The organism is Veillonella criceti (assembly GCF_900460315.1).
Lineage (GTDB): Bacteria > Bacillota > Negativicutes > Veillonellales > Veillonellaceae > Veillonella_A > Veillonella_A criceti.
Genome location: NZ_UHIO01000001.1, coordinates 1,517,501 through 1,541,522, shown reverse-complemented (window position 1 = coordinate 1,541,522; position 24,022 = coordinate 1,517,501). Strand labels below are relative to the sequence as shown.

General features: G+C 37.4%; 22 protein-coding genes and 1 riboswitch (1 of these 23 only partly in view). Of the genes, 11 read left to right on the top strand and 11 right to left on the bottom strand.

Going from position 1 to position 24,022, the window contains the following annotated elements; translation table 11 throughout:
• Positions 1-132: 132 nt before the first annotated feature.
• Complete coding sequence (locus DYE54_RS06885) at positions 133-1,335, bottom strand: MalY/PatB family protein (RefSeq protein ID WP_115310543.1); 1,203 nt, start codon at positions 1,333-1,335, stop codon at positions 133-135.
• Between the two features lie 162 nt (positions 1,336-1,497).
• On the opposite strand from DYE54_RS06885, the gene DYE54_RS06880 reads away from it, so the two are divergent.
• The gene (locus DYE54_RS06880; protein WP_245935700.1) at positions 1,498-3,483 is read left to right on the top strand and encodes an LTA synthase family protein; all 1,986 of its coding nucleotides are present in this window, start codon (positions 1,498-1,500) and stop codon (positions 3,481-3,483) included.
• Positions 3,484-3,670: 187 nt separating this feature from the next.
• On the opposite strand, the gene DYE54_RS06875 is transcribed toward DYE54_RS06880, so the two are convergent.
• The 6 genes from DYE54_RS06875 to DYE54_RS06850 all read right to left on the bottom strand — a co-directional run bounded on the left by DYE54_RS06875 (position 3,671) and on the right by DYE54_RS06850 (position 10,981).
• Positions 3,671-4,438 carry a sugar phosphate isomerase/epimerase family protein gene (locus tag DYE54_RS06875; protein WP_115310542.1) on the bottom strand — a complete coding sequence of 256 codons (768 nt, stop codon included), beginning with the start codon at positions 4,436-4,438 and terminating at the stop codon, positions 3,671-3,673.
• A 33-nt stretch (positions 4,439-4,471) separates the two neighbouring features.
• Positions 4,472-5,545 carry an ABC transporter ATP-binding protein gene (locus DYE54_RS06870; RefSeq protein WP_115310541.1) on the bottom strand — a complete coding sequence of 358 codons (1,074 nt, stop codon included), beginning with the start codon at positions 5,543-5,545 and terminating at the stop codon, positions 4,472-4,474.
• Positions 5,545-6,372, bottom strand: a complete 828-nt coding sequence (locus DYE54_RS06865) for a carbohydrate ABC transporter permease (RefSeq protein ID WP_115310540.1) — start codon at positions 6,370-6,372, stop codon at positions 5,545-5,547. The genes DYE54_RS06870 and DYE54_RS06865 overlap by 1 nt, the downstream gene beginning before the upstream one ends.
• Positions 6,362-7,240 carry a carbohydrate ABC transporter permease gene (locus DYE54_RS06860; protein ID WP_115310539.1) on the bottom strand — a complete coding sequence of 293 codons (879 nt, stop codon included), beginning with the start codon at positions 7,238-7,240 and terminating at the stop codon, positions 6,362-6,364. The genes DYE54_RS06865 and DYE54_RS06860 overlap by 11 nt, the downstream gene beginning before the upstream one ends.
• Positions 7,241-7,393: 153 nt before the next feature.
• Positions 7,394-8,695 (bottom strand): ABC transporter substrate-binding protein, encoded by a 1,302-nt coding sequence (locus DYE54_RS06855; RefSeq protein ID WP_115310538.1) that lies wholly within the window; start codon positions 8,693-8,695, stop codon positions 7,394-7,396.
• A 198-nt stretch (positions 8,696-8,893) separates the two neighbouring features.
• Positions 8,894-10,981, bottom strand: a complete 2,088-nt coding sequence (locus DYE54_RS06850) for an OPT family oligopeptide transporter (protein ID WP_115310537.1) — start codon at positions 10,979-10,981, stop codon at positions 8,894-8,896.
• A gap of 239 nt (positions 10,982-11,220) precedes the next feature.
• Here DYE54_RS06850 and DYE54_RS06845 point away from each other — a divergent pair, with 239 nt between their 5' ends.
• The gene (locus tag DYE54_RS06845; RefSeq protein WP_115310536.1) at positions 11,221-12,096 is read left to right on the top strand and encodes a polysaccharide deacetylase family protein; all 876 of its coding nucleotides are present in this window, start codon (positions 11,221-11,223) and stop codon (positions 12,094-12,096) included.
• Between the two features lie 205 nt (positions 12,097-12,301).
• Here the strand turns inward: DYE54_RS06845 and DYE54_RS06840 are convergent, their stop codons facing one another.
• A complete protein-coding gene (locus DYE54_RS06840; RefSeq protein WP_115310535.1) occupies positions 12,302-12,961 on the bottom strand; it encodes a flavodoxin family protein in 660 nt (219 codons plus the stop codon).
• Between the two features lie 130 nt (positions 12,962-13,091).
• Between DYE54_RS06840 and DYE54_RS06835 the strand changes: the two genes are divergently transcribed.
• Positions 13,092-13,772 carry a Crp/Fnr family transcriptional regulator gene (locus DYE54_RS06835; protein WP_172460574.1) on the top strand — a complete coding sequence of 227 codons (681 nt, stop codon included), beginning with the start codon at positions 13,092-13,094 and terminating at the stop codon, positions 13,770-13,772.
• Positions 13,773-13,988: 216 nt separating this feature from the next.
• On the opposite strand, the gene ychF is transcribed toward DYE54_RS06835, so the two are convergent.
• Together ychF and DYE54_RS06825 are read right to left on the bottom strand one after the other, a co-directional pair.
• Complete coding sequence (gene ychF, locus DYE54_RS06830; RefSeq protein ID WP_115310533.1) at positions 13,989-15,095, bottom strand: redox-regulated ATPase YchF; 1,107 nt, start codon at positions 15,093-15,095, stop codon at positions 13,989-13,991.
• A gap of 257 nt (positions 15,096-15,352) precedes the next feature.
• On the bottom strand, positions 15,353-16,327 hold the full coding sequence (locus DYE54_RS06825; RefSeq protein WP_115310532.1) for a diaminopimelate dehydrogenase: 975 nt from the start codon (positions 16,325-16,327) through the stop codon (positions 15,353-15,355).
• Positions 16,328-16,685: 358 nt separating this feature from the next.
• On the opposite strand from DYE54_RS06825, the gene rpsF reads away from it, so the two are divergent.
• From rpsF to rpsR, 3 genes are read left to right on the top strand one after another with little or no spacing between them, the layout of a single operon-like run.
• Positions 16,686-16,970 (top strand): 30S ribosomal protein S6, encoded by a 285-nt coding sequence (gene rpsF / locus DYE54_RS06820; RefSeq protein WP_006555211.1) that lies wholly within the window; start codon positions 16,686-16,688, stop codon positions 16,968-16,970.
• Between the two features lie 17 nt (positions 16,971-16,987).
• Complete coding sequence (locus DYE54_RS06815; protein ID WP_115310531.1) at positions 16,988-17,389, top strand: single-stranded DNA-binding protein; 402 nt, start codon at positions 16,988-16,990, stop codon at positions 17,387-17,389.
• Between the two features lie 39 nt (positions 17,390-17,428).
• Entirely contained in the window at positions 17,429-17,659 is a 231-nt protein-coding gene (rpsR, locus tag DYE54_RS06810; RefSeq protein ID WP_115310530.1) for a 30S ribosomal protein S18, read from the top strand.
• A gap of 114 nt (positions 17,660-17,773) precedes the next feature.
• On the opposite strand, the gene DYE54_RS06805 is transcribed toward rpsR, so the two are convergent.
• Positions 17,774-17,953 carry a hypothetical protein gene (locus tag DYE54_RS06805; protein WP_115310529.1) on the bottom strand — a complete coding sequence of 60 codons (180 nt, stop codon included), beginning with the start codon at positions 17,951-17,953 and terminating at the stop codon, positions 17,774-17,776.
• Between the two features lie 584 nt (positions 17,954-18,537).
• Positions 18,538-18,725, top strand: a riboswitch (cobalamin riboswitch).
• Positions 18,726-18,861: 136 nt separating this feature from the next.
• Between DYE54_RS06805 and nikB the strand changes: the two genes are divergently transcribed.
• The 5 genes from nikB to DYE54_RS06780 form a co-directional block, all read left to right on the top strand.
• Positions 18,862-19,800, top strand: coding sequence for a nickel ABC transporter permease (gene nikB / locus DYE54_RS06800; protein ID WP_115310528.1), 939 nt, complete (start codon positions 18,862-18,864; stop codon positions 19,798-19,800).
• Positions 19,800-20,618: a nickel transporter permease gene (gene nikC, locus DYE54_RS06795; protein WP_115310527.1), complete on the top strand. Its 819-nt coding sequence runs from the start codon at positions 19,800-19,802 to the stop codon at positions 20,616-20,618. The genes nikB and nikC overlap by 1 nt, the downstream gene beginning before the upstream one ends.
• 128 nt (positions 20,619-20,746) lie before the next feature.
• Positions 20,747-22,309, top strand: coding sequence for an ABC transporter substrate-binding protein (locus tag DYE54_RS06790; RefSeq protein WP_115310526.1), 1,563 nt, complete (start codon positions 20,747-20,749; stop codon positions 22,307-22,309).
• Between the two features lie 90 nt (positions 22,310-22,399).
• Positions 22,400-23,215 (top strand): ABC transporter ATP-binding protein, encoded by an 816-nt coding sequence (locus DYE54_RS06785; RefSeq protein WP_115310525.1) that lies wholly within the window; start codon positions 22,400-22,402, stop codon positions 23,213-23,215.
• 10 nt (positions 23,216-23,225) lie between these two features.
• Positions 23,226-24,022: the 5' portion of an ABC transporter ATP-binding protein gene (locus DYE54_RS06780; RefSeq protein WP_245935731.1), read on the top strand. The gene runs 31 nt beyond the window's last position; only the first 797 of its 828 coding nucleotides appear in the window; the start codon lies at positions 23,226-23,228; its stop codon lies off the right edge, out of view.

Sequence of the window (24,022 nt, the reverse complement as noted above, 5' to 3'; positions counted from 1 at the left end):
AGTTTGATAGGGTATCAATCTTGGATTCGTAATTGTGCTGATAGTATCAAGGAGTATTATCGAATTAATCGTTTGATATTATATACGTTTTATAGATTATTTAGATCTTAGAGATTATTTAGATTTCAGAGACTATATAAGATTTCGATGCAGTAAGCCTTGAATAATTCGGTTTGCTGCTTCTTTTATTGTATCAGGATGAGCAGCTAGGTTGAAACGTCCAAAACCTGGTGTAGCAGGTGCGAAATTTGCACTTGTGTTAACACCTACACGACACTCTTTGATAAGAAAATCATCCAGTTCATCCGGTTTTATATAGGCATTAAAGTCAAGCCAAGCTAAATAGGTGGCTTCGAGAGGCGTAAACTTTATATTCGGAGCTTTAGCTAACAGTAAGTCTTTTAGCAATTCATAATTACTTTGAATGGTAGCTAATAGGCCCGTAAGCCATATATCGCCGGTTTGATACGCCGTTTCAGTAGCAACTAAGTTGAGGACTGATAATTGTGTATGATCGATAGTTTTTACATACGCATCAAAGATATGGCGATGTTCTTTGTTAGGAATAATCACATGCGCTACTGGCAAGGAAGCTAAATTAAATGTCTTAGAGGCACTGGTAATGGTAATGATGGAATTGCTGAAACGCCCCTCTTGGACTTTTAGTGCAGGGATAAACGTATCAAAGTGAAAATCTTGATGGATTTCATCACTGATTATGAGAACATTATATTGTTCACAAAGAGTAAATAAGCGAGTTAATTCTTCTTCAGACCATAGGCGACTTACAGGATTATGAGGATTACAAAGAATAAAGAGCTTTACATTATGTTCTTTAATTTTTTGTTCTACCTCTTCAAAATTAATGTAGTAGCGACCCGTTTCATCGCGTTGTAATTCGCTACAAATGGGGATATGATCAGTATCTTGTGGTGTGCTGAAGAATGGATAGTATACAGGACTTAGCATCATAATAGCGTCTTTAGGCTTAGTAAAGGCATGAAGAATCCAAAACAGCGTAGTAATAGTACCATTAGTGAAACGAAGCCAGCCTTTTTTAGGTGTATAGCCATGATGATGAGTTAACCAATCAATAAAAGTCTGGTGGTAGGTAGGGCTAATTAGGGAATAGCCAAAAGCACCTTGTTGAATACGGGTTGTTAATGCATCAGTCACTGTTTCTGGTACTTTAAAATCCATGTCAGCGACCCAAAGAGGCAGTACATCAGTTGTATTAAAACGTTGCGCTAACGCATCCCATTTTACGCTATTGGTGCCGCGTCGATCAAGGGCGTAACGGTGTAAAAATTCTTCTTTTGTCAGTCGTTGTGACATATATTCACCTCCTAATAAGAACTGATTTCATTATAGCAAATAGATGTTAAAAGAATAAAGGAGGTGATATAATAAATCAGATATATAATGTGAAATTACTGGTGAATATAGTTTGGATTAGGTCGCTCACTAGTAATTAGTACAATATAAGGAGTTTTATGAATGGCTAGATTTAATCGTTTCACACAAGGTGTATTACAAGATGTGAAAACATTAGGCTGGTTTATTGTATTATTCAGCCTATTTCGTTTGGTATTTATTGTTATATTTAGCAATCAGTTACATGATAGTGTGACTATGACTGATTGGGTATTAACTATGTGGTATGGCTTGCGCATTAGTTTAAAAACAGCAGGCCTATTTATGGCTCTGGGATTTTTTGGGATTACAGTTCCATACACATTATGGGCCAAATGGCCGCGTCAATTCTTGCGCGGTTTGTTAGCTTATGGTGGCACCCTTGTATTCACACTTCTTTTCTTTGTACGCATTCCGTATTTTACTATTTTTAATTCTGGTTTTAATCGCATGTTAATTAATGGGGTAAATGATGATTGGTATGCTATATTGATGACGGCTATTGATACCTATGGTCTGTTGTGGCGATTACCGGTAGCATTAGTAGTGGGCGCTATTTTAGGGTGGTGTGCTTGGCGTTGGATTGATTATCAATGTCCGCGAACAATACATTGGTTACAGGCATTAGCACCTACGTCTAAAAAAGAACTTATAGGGCGTACGGCAGGAATTCTTCTTATATTGGCAATGAGTGCTGTATTTTTACGATTTGGTGGTGCATTTACTTATAGTAGCTCTATTAATTGGGAAAATGCAGGTCGATTCTCTTCACAAGTATTAAATGAAGCAGTACTGGATGATGGGCAAGCTTTGTATCGAGTATATGCTAGTGAAAAACGGTTAGCACAAGCAGTTAAATTAGATATTTCTGAAACAAAATTAAAAGAGTATATAGCCAATAATGGCGGGAATCCACAGGCAAAACATATTGATGAGGCTTTTACGCATACTGTAGTGACACCGCGGTTAAAAGAACAACCTAAGACCGTTGTATTAGTATTAGGTGAGAGCTATGCACTTTGGCCATTTTTAGATACCTTTAAAGGGCCTGGTGATTATTTAGTGAGTGAAGGTAAAGCATTGGCTCAATCATCACATAGTTTATTTTTACAAGGATTAGCACATGGCACGGGGACAATGCCTGCCGTTAATGGTTATGTCACAGGCTTACCGAGTACAGGGCTGTATGAAAACTATGAAAGGGAGTCTTATAAAGAAAAATATGGTTTTGGTATTGCGGCAACAATGAAGCGGTTAGGCTATAAAACGGTATTTTGGTACGGTGGTTTTGGCGCTTGGCAGGATGTGCGCAATTTTGTATTGGCCCAGAATTTTGATGAGTTTCACGATGTCGGTTCCTTTTCACAAAAATCAGGGAATGCTTGGGGTGTTCCTGATGGTGTGTTGTTTAAAGAAGTGGAAACCTATATGGCTCAGCATAAAGGCGAGAAGATATTTCACTTTATTTTGACCACTAGCAATCATCCACCCTATGATATTGATTTAGAGGTAGCTGGTTTTGATACTACGAAGGTAATGAATACTGGTATTAAAGAATTGCCTGATGATTCAAAACGAATTGTTGAATTGGGGCATATTTGGTATGCTGATCAAATGATGGGACAGTTCGTGAAACGAGCACAAACATTAGATCCTCGTACTTTGTTTGTAATCACAGGTGATCATGGAGAACGGTTTACCTTTGCTAAAGAAGTAGATCGCCGTACCAATTCAGGAATTCCTATTATATTTTATGGAGCGGGTATAGATGCTAATTGGTTAGCTTCTGAAAAGGGCGTGGCTACTGGATTTGGGATAACAAATACATTTGCTAGTTCTCTGCAAATAGCGCCTACACTAGCTGAATTAGTAGGACGGTATGGTGATACGTATGAAAGCTTAGTACCGAGTATTTTTGAATCAACAATTTTTGTCTTTAATCATGAATTATGGCTAGATACTGCTGGATATCATGAGCAAAAAGACGATTTGTCAGAAACGTATCGACAAAAGATTGATGAACTTCGTACAATCGCTATTTGGCGTGTGAAACGAGGGAATGCGTTGTAGACGTATAGTATATAAAAAGCAAAAAGCATCTTACTTTAATTTTTAGGCGTAGCTAGGATACGCTTATATAGTAAGATGCTTTTTAGTATATATTCTGGTATATATTTTAGTATATATTTTAAGATATTTTTTAAGATATAAGGGAAAACAATGTACTAATACGAAATTTAGGGTTGCAGGATAAAACTTATTTTATGGTTAGCATATCTTGAAGAGTCATTATATGTTGCAATAAATCGTTGCTATTAGCAAAACTTCCATTTGCATATTCTAAGACTTTAGTAGCATTAGGGGCATAGGTATGTATGGTTTGAAATAATTCAGGCCAGTTAATGGTACCCGTATTGATTGGTTGGTGTTGATCCCGTTGACCATCATTATCATGTAAATGAAAGGCTACAATTTTAGAGTTTAGGGTTTTTATTACATGGTGTAAATCCCAGTTATTTACATTGGCATGACCAACATCAATGATAGACACAATATGGGGAATGGTTTCAAATAAGGATATGTACTCACTTTCGTTAAATAAATTATTTTCGTGAAGACCTACATTTTCAACCGCCATAAGGGGACCATTGATTGAATGAGTAAATGCAGCTAGTTCTTGTAACCGTTTGATTACTAATTCTTGACATTCTGTTCTATGACCTAGCCAAAATTCATTGGTATGAACAACAACAAAATCGGCATGGATATTTTTTCCTATGGTGAAAGCTTCTTTAAATTGATTCATATATTGTGTATCCAATGGATCTGCTAGATTTACAGTTACACAAGGTCCGTGTAATGAAATGGCGCGTTGGTCACTATTTAATAGAGGAAAGAGCTGTTCCCAATAGGCATTAGAGCCAAATTCAATAAAATATTCGAGGCCATAGGATAGAGGAATCTTTTTTAGTTGGTTTTTAGCAAAGGCAGGAAATATAAGATCACTAATTGCAAGTGTATTCATGGGAACTCCTTATAATCTAAAATGTAATTTGAGTTAGTGTGTTAGTTTATATTGAAGATTTTGTTTGGTTTGGGAATCAAAGAAACAGGCATCTGCTAAATTGAAGGTTATACCGAGTTGTTCATCAAGCTGTACTTGTGCATTCATACTAGGAATTTGGATGAAACCTTTTAAATCATTTGAAAAATCTAATAAGCAATTTTGAATATGACCAATATTTTCTATGTATTGACATTTACCATGTAATAATGCTGTTTCAGAAGGAACTATTTTTAGTTTTTCAGGGCGAATACCTAGGATAATAGAGTTATCCGTAATAGTATCTGGTAAATCAAGTGTGGTGGATCCTAGGTGAAGTTGGCCATTTGTAACAGGGAGTTCCCATAAGTTCATAGCTGGTGTTCCTATAAAGGAGGCAACAAAGGTGTTAGCTGGTTGATTATAGACTTCTTGGGGGTTGCCAAATTGTTGTAAAATTCCTTCATGGAGGATAGCAATACGCTGGCCAATTGTCATGGCTTCTATTTGGTCATGGGTGACATAAATCATAGTGGAATTACAACTTTCATGAATCTTTATGAGCTCTTGGCGTGCATGTTGACGTAACTGCGCATCTAAATTGGCTAATGGTTCATCCAGCAAAAAGTACGGCGATTGTTTTACAATAGCACGACATAGGGCTACACGTTGTTTTTGACCACCAGATAAGGATTGTATTAATCGATGTTCATAGCCAGTAAGGTTAAGCATATCAATAGCCGCTTTGGTACGTAATTCTATTTCAGACTGTGGTAGTTTTTGAAGTTTTAAGCCAAATACGATATTATCCCACACATTGAAATGAGGAAATAGAGCATAATTTTGAAATACCATAGCAATATTGCGGTCGCCTGGAGGGATATCATTTACACAAGTATTACCCATAAAAAGTTGACCCGATGTAATCGTTTCTAAACCAGCAATCATACGTAAGGTGGTACTTTTACCAGAGCCAGATGGGCCGAGTAGAACAACGCGCTCCCCTTCTTTGATTTCAAAGTTTAGTTGCTTAATGATTTCTTTTCCATGATACGATTTAGTAACTGTATCAAATACAATATTATGCATTATCCTTTCACTCCTGCTTGAATAAATGTGTTAAGAATATATTTTTGACAAATGATAAATAAGATAAACGGTAAGAGGCTAGTTAAGACGGCCAAAGCCATGGCTAAGCCCCACTCACTGCCCCCTTCAGCACTAATAAACATAGGGAGCGCTAAGGCTAAGGTATATTCTGATTTACTTTTTAATATGAGTAAGGGCCAAAAGTATTCGTTCCAAGCGTTAATAAAGAACATAATACTAATAGAGATGATGGAAGGGCGCACAAGGGGCATTATAATATGCCAAAGAATGTAAAGGGGTGAAGCGCCTTCGAGAATGGCGGATTCAAAGATACTTTTGGGAATGCTTCTCATCGTTTGACGCATAAGGAATATGCCCATACCATCTACCATTTCTACTAGGATTACGCCAAAGGCAGTATCTAATAAACCGATAGAGGATATGAGAAGATAGTTAGGCATAATTAATACGGACATAGGAATGAAGAAGGTAAGCACCATCGAATTGAATAGAAATTCTCGGCCTTTGAAGCGGTAATACACAAAGCCAAAGCCAGCTAAAAGACTAGTTATAATTTTAAATAGAGTCACCGTAATAGCGATAAAGAATGTATTTCCTGTAAATTGAAAGATGGGGAATCGCTCTAATACGGTTGTATAGTTAGCCCAGGTTGGGTTTTCCGGTAAGGGATTGAGCGGATATTGGAAGATTTGGTTTAGATCTTTAAAGGAGGCTGATAATAAGAAAATGATAGGCCATAAGCAAATTATTAGAGAAAGGATTAAAAATATATGGCCCAGTAGTTCTTTTTTTACATTAGTTTTCATAGTAAACCTTCTTGTCTAATACTTTATTACGCCACCAGGCAAAGAGTACGAATAGAATCATAGTAACAACCGCATAGGCTGCTGATTTGCCTACTTGGTAAAAGACGAAAGCATATTGATATATTACATATACTAGGTTAGCACTGCCTTGATTTGGGCCACCTTGCGTGAGAATATTGACAGGAATCATTACATACTGTAGGCCAAATACTACAGTTATAACAAAGACATAAATCGCAGAAGAGGAGGTTTGTGGAATAATGATATTTCGTAAAATCATCCAATCAGAAGCCCCTTCTAAGCGAGCAGCTTCAATCATTTCTTTTGAAACTGACATCATGGCGGCTAACATAAGAATAAAATTATAGCCAAATACTTTCCAGGCAATAATGAGACTGATAGAGAAGATAACTAAAATAGGTTCTTTTAACCATCTAGGTGATTCTAAGCCAAAGGTTTGTAGAATCGTAAAAATAGGGCCGGCTAATGGATTGTAGATCCATAAAAATAAAATACTTGCTACAGATAAACTAAAGAGGGAAGGAATGAAAAAGAATATTTTATATAGATTTTTCCCATATTTTAATATATACGCTAAGGTATAAGAGTAAATATAAGGAAGTATGAAGTTAAAAATCAATAAGAACACTACAAATAATATAGTATTAATGATGATAGAATAAAATTCTCCATTTTGTAATACATCTATATAATTATCTAAGCCAACAAATTTAATTTTTGAACTTACCATATTCCAGGAAAAAAAGCTCATGCCTATATTGACGATTAGTGGCCAATAATAAAATATGAGAAAACATAGCATGGCTGGTAAAAATAGTAAATAGCCAGTTTTAGTAAGTTTATTCATAACAATACCTCGTTATATAGGTTATACAAGTATTAATAATTAAAAATAGAACCAATAGGTAATATCTATTGATTCTATTTTTTAGATGGAATCCCCGCAAGGTACCCCTCTATAGCAAATTAGTTGATTGATGAATGAGAGATTAGAAATTTTTTATTTTATTAATTCATTAATTTTGAGTGCTGCTTGATGTAATGCTTCGGTAGCGGTTTGACTGCCATTAAGGATTACATCTCGTGCATCGATTAGAACTTGTTCGGCTTGAAGTCCATTTTGTCCAGGGAAACTAACCCAAGGTGTTACATTAGGGAGCATAGCCATTGCCTTTTTAATGTTGTCGTTTTCATCGATTAGTTTTTTGTAAGGTCCTTCGGTATCCATGTTTTTACGTGGTGGTAAATAACCGGTACCAGTATCCCATTTAGTTAAGTTTTCAGCACTTTCTAAGTATTTAATAAACTCTACAGCGGCTTTTTGTTTCGCTTCATCTTTGGATAGAATCATTAAGAAGTTACCACCAGCAGGAACTTTAACAGGCTTATTATCAAAAGCAGGGAATGTTGTGGTCATCACTTTAAATTGGGAGGATTTTTCAAAATTGGCACGTTTGCCGATAGTGGTTGCTACCATGGCTAGTTTACCGGATGTAAAGCTTTGGAACCCTTCTTCATTAGTAGCATGTAAACCAGTACCCGCTTTTATCATATCGGCAATAACTTGGTAGCCTTGCGCTGCTTCGGGCGTATCAAAACCGGATTGCCATTGACCATTTTTTTGGATTAGCATAGTGCCGCCATTCGATTCTACTAAGGCCTGATTAGTCCAAGTATCCGCATATTCTTGCATGAAGAAAGCAGGCGAACCAGTATTTTCTTTTATTTGTTTAGCATATTGTTGTACTTCAGCCCAAGTTTTAGGAGGCGTATTAGGATCTAATCCGGCCGCTTTGAAGATGTCAGGATTATAGTAGAGGACAGGAACTGATAAGGAATACGGTACACCTACTTGATTGCCGTCTGCTGTTTGAGCTAAGCGTGCAATATTAGGTTCAAAGGTATTTTTAATGAAGTCAGGATCGCCGGCCTTAGCAAATACTGTATTAATATCATCATTTTCAAAATTTTCATGTGCATAATTTAGAAAATTCCAGCCCATTTGTACTACATCGGGGGTTTGGCCAGAGGCGAGAGCAGCTTGTAGATTTTGTGTTAATCCCTTATACATATCAGGATTAAATTTTTCAGTGACTTTAATATTGGGGTGAGTTTTGTTAAAGTCTGCGACTAATTCGCGAACGGTTTGTCCACCAAAACTGTCAGAGGCTACATGCCAATATTCAATTTCTACTACTTTGTCATTGGCTGGTGTAGTATTTGATGTGGAATTACCACAGCCAGCAAAGATTAATGCGGATGTCATACAAAGAAGACCTGCTAATAAAGCCTTGCATTTCATGATGTATCCTTACCTCCTTTAAGGGATTATAATACAAATAATTAAATTTAGTGCACTCTCTATTTTCCATTTAAACATAGTATTGTAAATAGAAATGCTAGGCGGTGTAAAATTTTATTAAAATTTTTTCAAGATAAAAAACCGTTATACCTCTAATTAATAGAAGGTATAACGGTTTTACACGTTCATTGTAAGATATTATTTATGTTCTTCTTCATTGATGCGTTGGATTGCTAATGCTTCTTCACGATTGAATTTTGTAGATAATACAAGATTTACAAAGTAAGCAATTGTAATGAGGAAGACTGCTAGGCCAAGCCATTCAGCGGTACTAGCAAAATCTTTGCCAACCATGCCAAGTGGATCTTCGCCACCACCAGAGGTTACGGAAATAACGATAATAACCGCAATCAATACACCAATTAAACTTTCACCAACAATCATACCAGACGCAAAAAGTACGCCGCGACGGTTACATTGTTCTACATCAGCATCTGCTAATTCACCACTGCGTTCTTTAGCACGTTTTACTAAGTATTTCCCTACGAAGTAGCTCATGAAAGAACCAATTACTAGTGGCATTTCAAGGCTTGGTGGTAAGTAAATACCCATACCAATAGCTAGTGGAGGTAAGGATAAAGTAGCTGTTGTGCTCTTGAGAATTAAGTTAACGATAATCCCGATACCAACACCAATAAGGATATAATCCCAATCAAGATTGGAACTGAAGATACCTTGAGCAATAGTAGTCATCAAGGTAGCTTGTGGTGCAGATAAAGCCGCCGATGGATCCATTTCAGCACGAGGTAAAGCGCCAGTGAAACCATAGGCTTCATATAAAAGGTTAAGTACTGGAGCGATAGCAATAGCACCAGCTACAGAACCAATTAATAAGGCTACCTGTTGTTTCCAAGGGGTTGCCCCTACGAGTTGACCTGTTTTAAGGTCTTGTAAGTTATCGTTGGAAATAGCTGCGATACATACAACTACACTGGTCATAAATAAGGCCATGGCTGTTGCGAATTTAACGCCTGCTTCGGTAGCAAATAAATCATTAGCTGAGGCAATGGCAAAGACTACAAGGGAGGAAATGATAATCCCTAAAATACCGATACCAGAGATTGGACTAGCAGAAGTACCGATAAGACCAGCCATGTAACCACAAGCGGCGGCTACGAAGAAACCAATGCAAAGGGCAATGACGATACCACATACAACGAGAGTCCACATAAGAGCTGGATTAATATCAACAGCGCTTACGAAGGAGTAGAAGCAGATAACAAGACCAATTAAGATAACTAAGAATACGAGACCCACAGTTGAAGGTTTCATATCTGTATCCATACGATGGGTATCACGTTCTTCATTAGACATTTTCATGTTTTTAATGGAAATACGCATACCTTCAATGATTGGTTTAGTTAAGGTAATTAATGTCCAGATAGCGGCAATACCGATACAACCAGCCCCGATGAAACGAACTTTTTCTTTCCAAACGGCCATAGCAAAGGATTCTACGGATTTAGCATCACCCATAGGTAAGACATTAGTTAAGTATGGTACGAAACCACCCCAAGCAATAATCATACCTACTAGAATAGCGATACCACTGGCAATACCAATAAGGAAACCAGCACCTAACAGTGCCGTTGAGAAACCGAGTGGGAATTGGGTAACCCCACGGCCTACACCAAACCAGAAACTCATTTCACCAGCTAAGTAGTGGAACCCATTGGTACAAAGGCTGATAATACCAGCAAAGATACCGCCACTTACGATTTCTTTCATACCACTCGCTGATTTAGAAGCTCCGTTTTCATCAGAGTGAGCTTGGCTACCTACTTTTAAGATTTCAGCAGCAGCGCGACCTTCTGGATATGGTAAATCACTATTTACAACCATTGCGCGGCGTAGCGGGATAGTAAATAATACACCTAAACAACCACCACAGGCACAGAGTAATAATGTTTCACCATAAGGGAAGCCTTGCCAATAGCCTAGCATCAATAGGCCTGGCAATACGAAAATAACAGCTGATAATGTACCAGCAGCAGATGCTTGGGTTTGTACCATGTTGTTTTCAAGAACGTTAGAGTCTTTGAAAAAACGTAGGATAGCCATAGAGATAACGGCTGCAGGAATGGAGCTAGAGAAGGTTAACCCAACTTTAAGCCCTAAATAAACGTTGGACGCGGTAAAGATAATAGTTATAAGTACGCCTAGTAGCATACCGCGAAACGTTAATTCCGGCAGATGTAAGTCATGACTCATAAAATCATGCTTCATACTAATCCTCCTTACTTCTGTTTTAAAAATAAATACATAAAATAATATCCTTACTAGACAATTGTACAAAATATACGGACAAAATTCAATAATTTGTCATGAACTATATTGTATACATTTCGGTTCATCATGAATTTTTCATAACAAGCTGTTATACTAATCATATGTTTTATGCATATATACTATGTATATATCAATAAAAGTATAATTAAAATTAATATTTTGAGGAGGTTTTTGTTATGAAACGTGTATTTAAATCATATATGTTAGCAGCTTTAATTGGGTCAGTTGCTTTTGGGGCTACAGGCGCTGTTCAAGCTGCTGATGTGGATGTCGTAAAGGTTAACGCAGAACCAGCTGCTGCTATTGTGAATAATAATGGTGATGTAGTAGCTGTTGCTACCCCAACTGAAGCCCATAATAATACAACGGGTATTATGACGAAACGAATTTCAAAAGATATTGCGCCTGCAACGAATAAAGCTTTATGGGAAGAATCCGATGAATTAGCAAGAGAAGCTGATTTAGTACAAGTACCAGAGGCTAATGATTATTATCAACGTTTGGCTGTATCAGTTTCACCAGTCGCTGTAACAGGTGATCGCTTACATATTACATATCCAACTGTTACCTCAGTTAGCCCTGTTGTAACGAAGGAAATTAATGATCGTATTACAAAATATGTACAGACATTACAGAAGAATTTAGAAAAATCCAATCTAAAAGCTGATATGAAGGAAAATTTATACATTACCTATGATGTAGAAGCTAATGATAAAGGGATTTTTAGTGTATTAATTAAATCCTACACAATTGGTGATCAAGCAGCGAATGGCTTGAATACTGTGAAGGCGTTTACTTTCAATACGACTACAGGTAGAGTATTATCTTTAGGTGATTTTGGTGGCGTGTCTAAAGACGTATTAAATAAAGCAATTAATAGCGATGAAGAGTTGAAGTTACAGTTCTTCCCTGATAGTTTACCAATTGATAAAGTACCTTCTGATTTCTATGCAACAGAAGACCATGAGTTATACATTATCTTCCAACAAGGTACAGTAGGATCTATGGCAGCCGGTACTATTTATGTACCTGTAGGTAAAAGCGAACGCTAATAGACTGAATAAAAATAAATAAAAAAATATTAAATAAAAAAATATTAAATAAAAAAGATGTCATGACTAAGGAGGCTGTGTTGCCATTTGTTCCAGTTAGATTAATTTGGTCTAACTGGAACGGGGCCATACAGAGCTAGTCATAACATCTTTTTATTTTGGATTTTATAGGGGATATGCTATTAATTTTATAGGGGATATGCTATTAATTAATGGCTTGGGCCTTAGCGACTAAGTTTTGCCCTAGTTGGAAGGCTTGGTTTAAGTCATTTTCAAAATGAGCTTCTTTATAGGCTCTTTTGTCACTTTCTGAGAAAATAGAGGATTCAAATTTGCTGTAATCATCAAATTGCACCGTATTATATGCATATAATTTTTCTGGCTCAACGCCTAAAATGCGATGAACGCCAGTTTCAACAGGTAATACAACATCTCTAAAGTGAAATTGATGAGTTTGTTCTTCTGTCATATTCATGGTATAAATAAAAGCAGAAGGAATTTGTTTTCCTAATACAGAAGGATTCGAAGCGCTATAAATATAATTGGAAAAAAGGAAACGTTCAAATAAGGCTAGCATCGCGGCTGACATATTAGAAAAATAAACGGGTGAGCCCCAAATAATGGCATCGGCTGCTTTTAATTTTTCGATAACAGGACTTAAATCATCTTTTACAATACAGGTTCCGTGTTCTTTATCTTTGCGTTTGCAATAAAAACAGCTGACACAGCCTCGATATTGAAGTGGATAGAGTGAAATGAATTCCGTAGTGGCACCGCTTTGCTTAGCCCCCTCTAAGGCTTTATTGAGCAATTGAGCTGTGTTTTTGTTAGGTCGTGGACTTCCATTAATAGCAATTACATTCATGATACAAACTCCTTTACATGCATACTTATACTTTGTTTTTTACCATATGGACGATAAAATTACGTTTATTAACAGTTTAGACTTTATAGGTATTGAACCGTTAAAACCAATCTTAAAAAGGGAGGTTACTATGATATATCCTATGTATTTTTTCTCAGAAGATTTTACAGCCATTGAACCCTTACTTGAGACAGTGCCCTTTAGGATCTGTCATTTTAAAGAAGGGGATTATTTATGGACACCAGGAGATTCTATTGAAGAACTCCATTATATAAAATCAGGTGTAGTTCAATTGGCTATGAATCATCCGTCAGGGCGGGAGCGCATTATATCCTTTCATGGTCGCAGTACATTATTCCCTGTTTTTTATGAAGGACCTGTACAGCTTGAAGATTCCCTTGAAGGCCATGTGCTGACAGAGACTCACACGGTGGCGATAAAAAAAGACGATTTTTATCGGATACTACATCATCATCCCTCTATGAGTATGGCCGTGATTAGTTGGTATACAAAATTTGTTAATTTACTTCTCTATGAAACGGGCCATCAGGGCTATAATAATGGTTTTAATAAGCTTTGTAATATTATTTATTTATTAATCTGTCGTGATAAATCTGAACTAGATATTACGCAAGAGCGATTAGGTCAAATTTTAGGTATGAGCCGGGTAAATATTAATCGTTATCTTCGTCGATTGAAAGAGGAAGGGATTATTCAGACTCAACGAATGCGCCTTGAAGTGCTCAATAAGGACCGTCTTAAAGCGTATTGTTCAGAAGCCACGCAATATATGTCTAGCTTAAGTCATTAATAGCTCTACTCACAGTGATTTAATTATACAAATAAAATATTAGGTCGTCTGTAACAGTTGTTACACAAGCAAAAAAGCCTTTATGAAAGGAATCCATTATATGTATGGACTCCTCGTCATAAGGACTTTTAATAGGTTATAAATTTCTATGGAGTTTTTGTTAAGTAATTGTCAATGAAGGTAAAAAGACATTGTAAATGCTTTTATGTTGACGACTTATACATTAAAACGGAAATAGGTTACATCGCCATCTTTCATCACATATTCTTTACCTTCTAGGCGTACAAGACCTTTTTCTTTAGCTGCATTTTGGCTACCACAAGTTACTAAATCATCATAGGCAACAATTTCAGCACGGATGAAGCCTTTTTCAATATCGGAGTGAATTTTACCTGCTGCTTGAGGGGCTTTAGTGCCATCGACGATAGTCCAAGCACGGGCTTCCATTTCACCAGCTGTGAAGAAGTTGATAAGACCAAGTAAGGCATAGCTTGCTTTGATTAATTTATCAAGACCACTTTCTGTTACGCCTAATTCTTCAAGGAAGGCAGTGGCTTCTTCATCAGATAATTCAGCAATTTCAGATTCAATACGTGCTGATACGACAACGACACCAGATCCTTCGTTAGCAGCATATTCTTGTACTCGTTTTACATGTTCATTGCCGGAGTAATCAGAAATTTCATCTTCTGAAATATTAGCTACATATAGTGATTTTTTAGCAGTTAATAAAGTTAATTCTTTAAGAATTTCTAATTCTTCATCGTCAAGACCTTGCGCGCGTACAGGAATGGCATCGCCAAGACCTTCGATGACTTTTTCTAAAATAGGTAGTTCGATGCGGGCCTCTTTATCGCCACTTTTGGCAATTTTTTCAATACGTTGTTTCCGTTTTTCTACAGAGTCTAAATCGGCTAAGCAAAGCTCTGTATTGATAATTTCAATATCACGAATCGGATCGATAGAGCCAGACACATGGGTAATATTAGGATCGTCAAAACAACGAACGACTTGAGCAATGGCATCTACTTGACGGATATGGCTGAGGAATTTGTTCCCCAAACCTTCGCCTTTGGATGCACCGGCTACGAGACCGGCAATGTCAACGAAGCGCATAGCGGCTGGAATTACTTTTTTAGATTTGAACATGTCAGCGAGTTTGTAAATACGATCATCTGGTACATCAACGACACCTACATTTGGTTCAATGGTACAGAATGGATAGTTAGCGGCTTCAGCGCCTGCTTTGGTAATTGCATTAAATAATGTACTTTTACCTACATTAGGAAGACCTACGATACCTACTTCAAGATTTGTGCTCATAATACCACCTTTTTAAACGATTCAATGTATACATAATTGTTGGTTATTTTATAATTTAACTAGTTATATGCGTATGGTTGTCTGTTATACGATAGTAACTATATAGGCATACTAACAATATATTATAGCATAGAAACGCTATTACTGAAACGCTATTGCTATATGATATTTGATTTGTTATTTATAAAAGGTGTGTTAATTATGGCAAAAGCCTATCCGCCGTTTGAATGGGGATAGGCTTTTTACTTTATTAATTCTTATAAAGAATGAGCACGCAATTCTTCGGCACTGTGAGTGGAAATCCAAGCCGGTGGAATATCGAACACAGTGTAAGCACCGGTGCCACCGTGTTTTGCCAAGCGATAAATACCGCGTGCATAGGCAGTCAATACAGAGCCGGTGAATTCAGGATTGCTGTCAAGTTTTAAGGAATATTCGACTACATGGCGCGTTCCTTCTGTGCTTTCACCACTACGAAGTACAAAGCCACCATGTGGAATTCCTTTGTGGTTTTTATCGAGTTCTTCTTGAGAGATGAAATGAACAATGGTTTCATAGCCAACAAAGTAGTTTTCCATTGTTTTAATATCATTTTCGATTTTAGCTTTATCAGCACCTTCAGCAGCGACTACATAGCATTCGCGAAGATGGCCAGATTGAGCTGTAACTTCTGGAGTTTCACCATTACGGATTTGCTCTAAATATTCTTCGCGTGGAACGGTGTATTGGCGAGCATCGACAACACCTTCTAAGCGACGAATGGCATCAGAGTGACCTTGGCTTACACCACGGCCCCAGAAAGTATAAGATTTACCTTGTGGTAGAATGCTTTCTGCAAATACACGTTGCAAAGAGAACATGCCTGGATCCCAACCACAGGAAATAAGAGCTGCGTGACCGCTTTCTTTAGCTGCTTTATTTACATTGTCAAAATGTTCAGGAATGCGTGCGTGAGTATCGAAGCTGTCAATAACAGTGAAATGTTTAGCGACCATTGGTGTTTGTTCAATTAAGTCAGTGGCAGAACCACCGCAAAGAACCATAACATCAATTTTGCCTTTGAAATTTTCAAGTTCGCTCATAGCATAACTTGGTACACCACTTACCGTTTTTAAACCACTACGGCGAGAGAATATACCAACTAATTCCATATCTGGTTGCAATTTAACGGCCGCTTCTACGCCACGACCAAGATTGCCATAGCCAACGATGCCTACTTTAATTAAATTCATAGGTAAAACCTCCTAAAATGTATGTGATAATAACTCTTATTTAATTATCTTACTTTAGTATACCTTTTGAAACGAGGACTGTACAGAGAAAAGTGGAATTTTCTATAGAAAATTTTTATATTTTTATATTAGTGCTAAGTCAGTGTTAAAAAATAGCAGGGTCAGATTCACAGGAAATGCAAGTTTATAATACGAGCGATAAATTATTAAATAAATATGATTAAAAAATAATTTATATCATATATGGGTATTGTGTTTTATGTTTACTTGGGGTATAATAGTAAGGCTTATTGATGGTAAGCGCTTCCTACCCCTATGGAAGATAGGGGCATATGTCCAAAAGAGGAGGTGATTTTGTATGAACAAATACGAAGTCATGGTGATTGTGAAACCAGCCGAAGAAGAGACAACCAACGCGGTTATTGAAAAAGTAGAAGCTTTGATTGCTCGTGTAGGCGGCACAGTAGAAAAGGTAGATCGTTGGGGCAAGCGTCGTCTTGCTTATGCAGTGAAAAAATTCACTGACGGTTTCTACGTATTGGTTAACTTTGAAGCAGATCCTGCTGAAATCAAAGAAATCGATCGTGTATTGAAAATCAACGATGATGTCCTTAAACACCTAATTGTTAAACACGGCAAGTAAGCTCTGGGAGGTTTACTATGAACTCAGTACAGATCTTAGGTAATTTAGCTCGTGACCCTGAAGTGCGCTTTACTAAAACTGGTAGAGCCGTAGCAACATTTACAGTGGCTGCGACAAACACGTATTTTGACTCTACAACCAATGAACAGAAGGAACAAACAGCCTTCATTAATTGTGTGGCGTGGGGTAAGTTAGGGGAAGCAGCTGGTAACCTTCGCAAAGGGAGCCGTTGTTTCGTTGAAGGTCGTTTAAATACCCGTTCTTATGAAACTCAGGATGGGCAAAAACGCTATGTTACTGAAGTAGTGGCTAACTTTGTTGGTCAGTCGTTAGATGCTCAAAACGCTGATAGCTTTGGCGGTGGTTCATCTAATTTCGACAGCTTTGGTGGCGGTAACGAAGAAAACATTCCGTTCTAGTGTTTAGGACTCCTACTAATTCGAAAAGGAGGATTCACAATGAGAAGAGATAGAGGCAGAAAGCCAAGAAGAAAAGTATGTAACTTCTGCGTTGATCATGTAGATCAAATCGACTATAAAGATATTGCTAAACTTCGTCGTTTTACGACTGAACGCGGTAAAATTCTTCCTCGTCGTATTTCTGGCACTTGCGCTAAACATCAGCGCAAATTGACTCTTGCAATTAAACGCGCTCGCGCTATTGCATTGTTGCCATTCACTGCAGAATAATCGCATAACACATGAAAACCCAGTAACCGTTATGGTTGCTGGGTTCTTTGTTTTACCTACCTATTTTAAATTTCATTCATTATAAACGATTTATTGTTAGATCATGAGCAAGTACTAACTATAATGATTTTTCCGATGTAGTTTGGATTTATAGTAAGCCTGTCTAATCTGTTCAGGGGTCTTCGTACCATATTTTGAAAAATCATGTTCTTCATGAACTACAATATCTGCATGAAGTGGTTTTGTATAACTCCCTACATGTAATAAAATACCTTCTTTTTCTTTGTTATACATGAAGTTATCGTCTCCTTAATTTGAAATACTATTGTACTGTGTAAGGTAGTTTTTTCATAACTAGGAAACGCATTGAAGTGTATAAGCAAATATTTAGGGTAGGCATTTGGTCTTATTATGGACACTATCAATTCCTAGATACGCATTAGATTAATAAAAAATGAAATTCAGCGACCAATTATCATCTATTATACTCTTTTTATAAATAATGTAAATAAAAAACATGACTGTTTATTTACTAATTAAATTTGATTGTATAGAAATAATTTAAAAACACACATATATAAAATAGATTGTCGTAAAACATAGTATAGTTGGTAAATTATCTGATTATTTTAATTGCTTCACATTATTACATATACCCCTATTAGTATTAATACTATACCCTGCTAGGTATAATAAATAGTTAATTATCGATGAATTTACTGTATTTATGAACGAATAAGAGAATTTTGTTCTTTTTTAAGAAAAAATATCAATAATTCATGACTAATAATTGACAGAATATAAATAGATAAGATATCATAATAGCGATATAGGTTTTATGTTATATATTGTTGATAATATACTATTGCTAACTTTATAATGAACTTCATGTTGTAAGTGTCGGGTATGCCGAGCGATAATAAGAGGAAAATAGGTGTAAGTCCTATGCTGCCATACAGCTGTAAATGAGGAGTCAATTTCACTAAAGAGTCACTGGGAAACTGGGAAGGCTAGAAATTGATGAGGAATCATGAGCCAGAAAGCCTGCTTATAACAAATTATTGACTACACAATGGATGTCTAACGATTTTGTATTAGATATCTTGATATAGGATTAATTTGTTGCTGAGTCCATACTCGCTCTTTCAAAGAGCGAGTTTTTTTATTGGGATAACAAATAGATATATTAGGGAGGATAAGGTATGGTTAAGAAAACACTGCAACATTTAGGGCAAGTGTTAGTGACATTAATAGGGGTTACCTTTTTAACCTTTAGTTTAAGCTTTTTGGCGCCTGGTGACCCAGTGCTTATGTTATTAGAAACGGCAGATACGATTGTTTCACAAGAGTTGATTGATCAAACAAGACAGGATTTGGGATTAGATAAGCCTTTTTTAGTGCAGTATGGTAATTGGGTCATGCATGCTATGCAAGGTGACTTAGGGATGTCATACTCAGCTAAGAAGCCTGTAGTGGATAAGATGATGGAAGCCTTGCCAGGCACCCTTATGTTAGCAGGTGTAACAATTGTTATGATTTTAGTTATGGCGGTGCCGTTAGGGATTGTGGCAGCGCTTCATCAAAATAAATGGCCTGATTATTTAATTCGTGGCATTGCGTTTGTAGGAATTTCGTTACCAGCTTTTTGGTTAGGTCTTATGTTATTGTATATTTTTGGCTATAAATTGGGGATTGCCCCTATTGCAACGGCTACGGTATCTTTGAAAAATGCTATTTTACCAGCGTTTACATTAGCGTTTGCTTTAATATCTAAGTTTATGCGTCAAGTGCGACTTGTTATTTTAGAGGAAATTAATAAAGACTATGTAGTCGGTGCACGGGCTCGTGGTATGGGACATATGGAAATTATGTTCCGACATATTTTACCTAATGCGTTTTTACCCTTATTGACCATCTTTGGCATGTCGATGGGTTGGCTGTTAGGTGGTGTAGCTGTGGTAGAAATGGTCTTTTCTTGGCCCGGTCTTGGAAAGATGGCGGTACAAGCTATTACTTTCCGTGATTATCCTCTAATTGAAGGATTTGTACTGTGGGCGTCCATAGCGTATATGTTGATTAATGGCATCATTGATTATTCCTATACATTATTGGATCCGCGTTTGAAACGGGGGCACAAATAATGAAAGAATTTATTAGAACACATACGGCATTTTCATTGTATTCAGCACTTGTATTGTTAATTGTTATTATTGCTATTTTTTCACCTTGGTTAACACCTCATGATGCCTTTGCTTCAGATTTGGGGAATGCTTTAAAGGCCCCCAGTGAAACGCATTGGTTTGGTACTGATAAATTGGGGCGTGATGTATTATCACGGATTATTTATGGCACGGGATTATCTCTATTTATGGCGTTTACAATCGTGTGTTTAGTCGCCATTATTGGTACGATTGTAGGTTCTATAGCAGGTTATTTCGGTGGTGTAGTTGAAATGGTGCTCATGCGCATTTGTGACATCATGATATCTTTTCCTGGTATTGTACTTGCCATTGCTATTGCTGGGATTATGGGTGGTAGTGTGGGCAATACCATTTTAGCGCTTACGATTGTAGGTTGGGCCAAATATGCTCGGTTGGTGCGAAGTTTAGTTATTAAAGTACGGCAAGAAGATTATATTGCGGCCGCTATTATGAGTGGCGGAACATCATCAGTTATATTGCGTCGCCATATTTTGCCGAATAGTATGCCATTAGTCGTCGTGACCGCCAGTATGGATTTAGGGATTATGATGCTAGAAGTGGCTGGTTTATCCTTTTTGGGGTTTGGGGCGCAGCCACCAACACCAGAGTGGGGCCTTATGCTTAATGAAGGACGTCAATATTTACAATTAGCGCCTTGGCTTATGATGTTTCCAGGGGCTGCTATTTTACTCGTTGTAGCTATATTTAATGTATGGAGTGATAGCTTGCGTGATATATTAGATCCTCGCCAAAAATAGGGTGTTTTATAGACTGATAATAAAACATTGTTGTCAGGATTATTTGGGCGAGTGATTTTAAATATAGTAAGTGGTATCAGATGTAAACATTAGGTTTAGGGTATGTATTTAAAGAAGGGATGTTGAGTATGAAAAAGTTTTGGCGTAAAGCTCTATTGGGTAGTGTGGGTGTTGTATTATGTGCTTCTTTATTAGCTGGTTGTGGCAGTGAATCAGCAGATAATAAGGATGTATTAAAAGTTGGGGTGACTAACTTTGCTGATACACTTGAGCCAACGGATAATTTCTATGCTTGGGTTGTTATGCGTTATGGCATTGGTGAAACGTTGACGAAGTTTGACAAAGCAATGAAACCAACCCCTTGGTTAGCTTCAAAATGGTCGTTAAGTGATGACCAGTTGACATGGACATTCACAATTGATGATAAAGCTAAATTTTCGAATGGTAAAAAATTAACGGCTGCAGAAGTAAAAGAATCTATTGAACGAGTGTTTGCTAAGAGTAAACGGGCGGCTACGTTTTTTGAATATGATGCCATTGAAGCTAATGGGCAAGAATTAACCATTAAAACAAAGAAACCGATGCCTAATATGCTAGGTCTTTTAGCTGATCCATTATTTTTGGTAGTTGATGTACAATCTGAAAAAGAGGGGCGCAATTTTTCTAAAGAAGGACCTATTGCTACAGGCCCATACCAAGTGGTGTCCTATAGTAAAGATAAATCAGTGTTAGCAGCGAATGAAAATTATTGGAATGGCACAGTCCCATTTAAAACAGTTGAAGTACCTTCCATTGAAGATCCAAATACAAGGGCTATGGCCTTGCAATCTGGGGAAGTGGATATGGCTGTGAATATTGGGCCTGGTGAAATTGGCTTATTCAAGGGGAATGATAAATTCCAAGTTGATGAAATTGCCTCCCTGCGAGTTGTATTAGCGCGGATTAATCAAAAAGGGTTACTCGGAGATCCTAAAGTAAGAGCGGCTTTTATTAGTGCGACTGATCGTAAAAACTATGCCGATGTGCTATTGAAAGGTACCTTTATCCCAGGGAAGGCACCAATTCCACCATCTATGGATTATGGGTTTGACCAATTAACAGATCCTAATGCTTATAATCCAGAACGGTCTAAACACTTATTGGCTGAAGCAGGTTGGAAAGATACGGATGGTGATGGCATTTTAGATAAAGACGGTAAACCATTATCCGTTGATTTTGTAGTATATAATAGTCGTGCTGAATTACCGATTTATGCAGAGGCAGTACAGGCTGACCTTCGTAAAGTCGGGGTGGATGTAAAAATCAAAACAGTTGATTATACGTTAATTGATAAAATGGGGATTGATGGCGATTATGATTTGCTCATTTCTAACATTGTAACAGCCAATACAGGGGATCCTGAAACATTCTTAAAATGGTACTGGAAAACGAATGTAAATGGTGATAATCCTCAAAATGGGTCTGGTTATAGCAATCCAGAAGTAGATGCGAAGTTAGAGGCTTTATCTACTGAGTTTGATCCAGCCGTACGCAAGCAGTTGATTATTGATATTCAACAGTTGTTGTTAAATGATGGGGCGGCGTTATATCTTGGTTATCCTATGACTAATATTATTGCTAATAAAGCGCTTAAAGGGATGGTGATGTTCCCATCTGATTATTATTGGATTACCAATGATATTGCTAAATAAGAATTTCATTTCATAAGTATGTCATTTCAGATATATTCGTTTGAAATAGAATATATATAGGATTTAAAAGAAGGGATGTGCGCATAACGTATGACACGGGAGGCAGCACTGGTTGAAGTTAATAATGTAAGTATAGCCTATGGTGAAGCGGCGCCTTCGGTGACAGACGTTAACTTTTCTTTAGGGGAAGGCGAAATCCTTGTGATTGTAGGTGAATCAGGGAGCGGTAAAACAACGGTTATTCGGTCTCTTATTGGCTGTTTATCGGTTGGCGGTCATGTAGTGGAAGGACAGATTTGCTATCGCGGTCAAGATGTCAGTACTTGGTCAGACGCTGATTGGCGTAAGTATCGTGGTACCGACATTTCTATGATTTTCCAAGATAGTGGTAGTGCCATGGATCCGATTCAAACCATAGGTAAGCAGTTTATTGCTCATATTCGTCGTCATAGCCAAATGACTAAGTCAGATGCTGAAGTGAAAGCTTTGGCCTTATTGGATATGGTTTCATTACCAGCTGGCAAAGAATTACTCCATCGCTATCCATTTGAATTGAGTGGTGGTCAACGGCAACGCTTGGGCATTGCGATGGCCATGGCGTTTACGCCCCATTTATTGTTAGCTGATGAGCCGACTTCAGCGCTAGATGTAACGACACAGGCACAGATTGTTGAAGAATTGATGCGACTTTGTAAGCAAAATAAAACGGGAATCATCATGGTTACTCATAATATAGGTGTGGCTGCGTATATGGCAGATAAAATTATGGTTATGCAACAGGGCAAAGTTGTTGACTATGGAACGCGTGATGATGTGTTATTTAAAGCGCATTCGACTTATACCGCTCAATTATTGGACGCGGTACCAACATTGGGAGGGACGCGGTATGTTGACACAGTTGAATAAAGAAGTGGTGATGACAAAGGACTCATTAGCTTCTAAAGGAGAGGTTGGTACTCCCATTTTAGAAGTGAAATCACTTTGTAAAACGTTTCCCTTGCCTAATGGTGGTTTGTTAGAAGCCTGTAAAGGAGTCTCATGGTCTTTGTGGCGTGGGGAATCGCTAGGGATTGTTGGTGAATCTGGTTGTGGTAAGAGTACGTTGATGAAGATGGTTATGCGCATGCTGGAGCCTACTAGTGGTGAAATCTATCTAGATGGTGTTCGTATGGAAAAACGGACTGGTAAAGAGGCTCGTGAACAGCGACGTAAGATACAAATGGTCTTTCAAGATTCTTCACAAGCCTTTGATCCTCGTATGACGGTAGCTGATATTATTTGTGAGCCTTTATATAATTTCGGTTTACTGAAACGTGGTGAAGCAACTAATATAGCTATTCGCTATTTAGAAATGGTAGGGTTAGATGGTTCGTTTGCTAACCGATATCCTCATGAAATGAGTGGTGGGCAGCGGCAACGTGTAGCAATTGCTAGAGCTTTGGTGTTAGAACCAGATATTATTCTGTTTGATGAAGCTACGTCAGCTCTAGATGTATCAGTACAGGATTCCATTGCTAAATTATTGGTAAAACTACAGAAAGAAAAGAATTTAACATATATCTTTGTAGCTCATGATATTGCTTTTATTCGTAGTATGTGCCATCGTGTGTTAGTCATGTATTATGGTGAAGTAGTTGAAGAGGTAGCGGCTAAACAATTGACAAAGGCAAAGCATCCGTATACACAAAAGTTGCTAAGAGCTGTTTTTGAAGT

Coding starts and splice junctions, on each gene's coding strand:
- DYE54_RS06860 (WP_115310539.1), bottom strand. CDS start 7,240: ATGAATAAACTTACTAAAACTGGCTATTTACTATTTTTACCAGCCATG.
- ychF (WP_115310533.1), bottom strand. CDS start 15,095: ATGAGCACAAATCTTGAAGTAGGTATCGTAGGTCTTCCTAATGTAGGT.
- DYE54_RS06840 (WP_115310535.1), bottom strand. CDS start 12,961: ATGAATGTAATTGCTATTAATGGAAGTCCACGACCTAACAAAAACACA.
- DYE54_RS06815 (WP_115310531.1), top strand. CDS start 16,988: ATGAACTCAGTACAGATCTTAGGTAATTTAGCTCGTGACCCTGAAGTG.
- DYE54_RS06880 (WP_245935700.1), top strand. CDS start 1,498: ATGGCTAGATTTAATCGTTTCACACAAGGTGTATTACAAGATGTGAAA.
- DYE54_RS06835 (WP_172460574.1), top strand. CDS start 13,092: ATGATATATCCTATGTATTTTTTCTCAGAAGATTTTACAGCCATTGAA.
- DYE54_RS06865 (WP_115310540.1), bottom strand. CDS start 6,372: ATGAAAACTAATGTAAAAAAAGAACTACTGGGCCATATATTTTTAATC.
- DYE54_RS06845 (WP_115310536.1), top strand. CDS start 11,221: ATGAAACGTGTATTTAAATCATATATGTTAGCAGCTTTAATTGGGTCA.
- DYE54_RS06790 (WP_115310526.1), top strand. CDS start 20,747: ATGAAAAAGTTTTGGCGTAAAGCTCTATTGGGTAGTGTGGGTGTTGTA.
- DYE54_RS06850 (WP_115310537.1), bottom strand. CDS start 10,981: ATGAAGCATGATTTTATGAGTCATGACTTACATCTGCCGGAATTAACG.
- DYE54_RS06805 (WP_115310529.1), bottom strand. CDS start 17,953: ATGTATAACAAAGAAAAAGAAGGTATTTTATTACATGTAGGGAGTTAT.
- DYE54_RS06825 (WP_115310532.1), bottom strand. CDS start 16,327: ATGAATTTAATTAAAGTAGGCATCGTTGGCTATGGCAATCTTGGTCGT.
- DYE54_RS06875 (WP_115310542.1), bottom strand. CDS start 4,438: ATGAATACACTTGCAATTAGTGATCTTATATTTCCTGCCTTTGCTAAA.
- DYE54_RS06885 (WP_115310543.1), bottom strand. CDS start 1,335: ATGTCACAACGACTGACAAAAGAAGAATTTTTACACCGTTACGCCCTT.
- DYE54_RS06855 (WP_115310538.1), bottom strand. CDS start 8,695: ATGAAATGCAAGGCTTTATTAGCAGGTCTTCTTTGTATGACATCCGCA.
- rpsF (WP_006555211.1), top strand. CDS start 16,686: ATGAACAAATACGAAGTCATGGTGATTGTGAAACCAGCCGAAGAAGAG.
- nikB (WP_115310528.1), top strand. CDS start 18,862: ATGGTTAAGAAAACACTGCAACATTTAGGGCAAGTGTTAGTGACATTA.
- DYE54_RS06785 (WP_115310525.1), top strand. CDS start 22,400: ATGACACGGGAGGCAGCACTGGTTGAAGTTAATAATGTAAGTATAGCC.
- DYE54_RS06870 (WP_115310541.1), bottom strand. CDS start 5,545: ATGCATAATATTGTATTTGATACAGTTACTAAATCGTATCATGGAAAA.
- nikC (WP_115310527.1), top strand. CDS start 19,800: ATGAAAGAATTTATTAGAACACATACGGCATTTTCATTGTATTCAGCA.
- rpsR (WP_115310530.1), top strand. CDS start 17,429: ATGAGAAGAGATAGAGGCAGAAAGCCAAGAAGAAAAGTATGTAACTTC.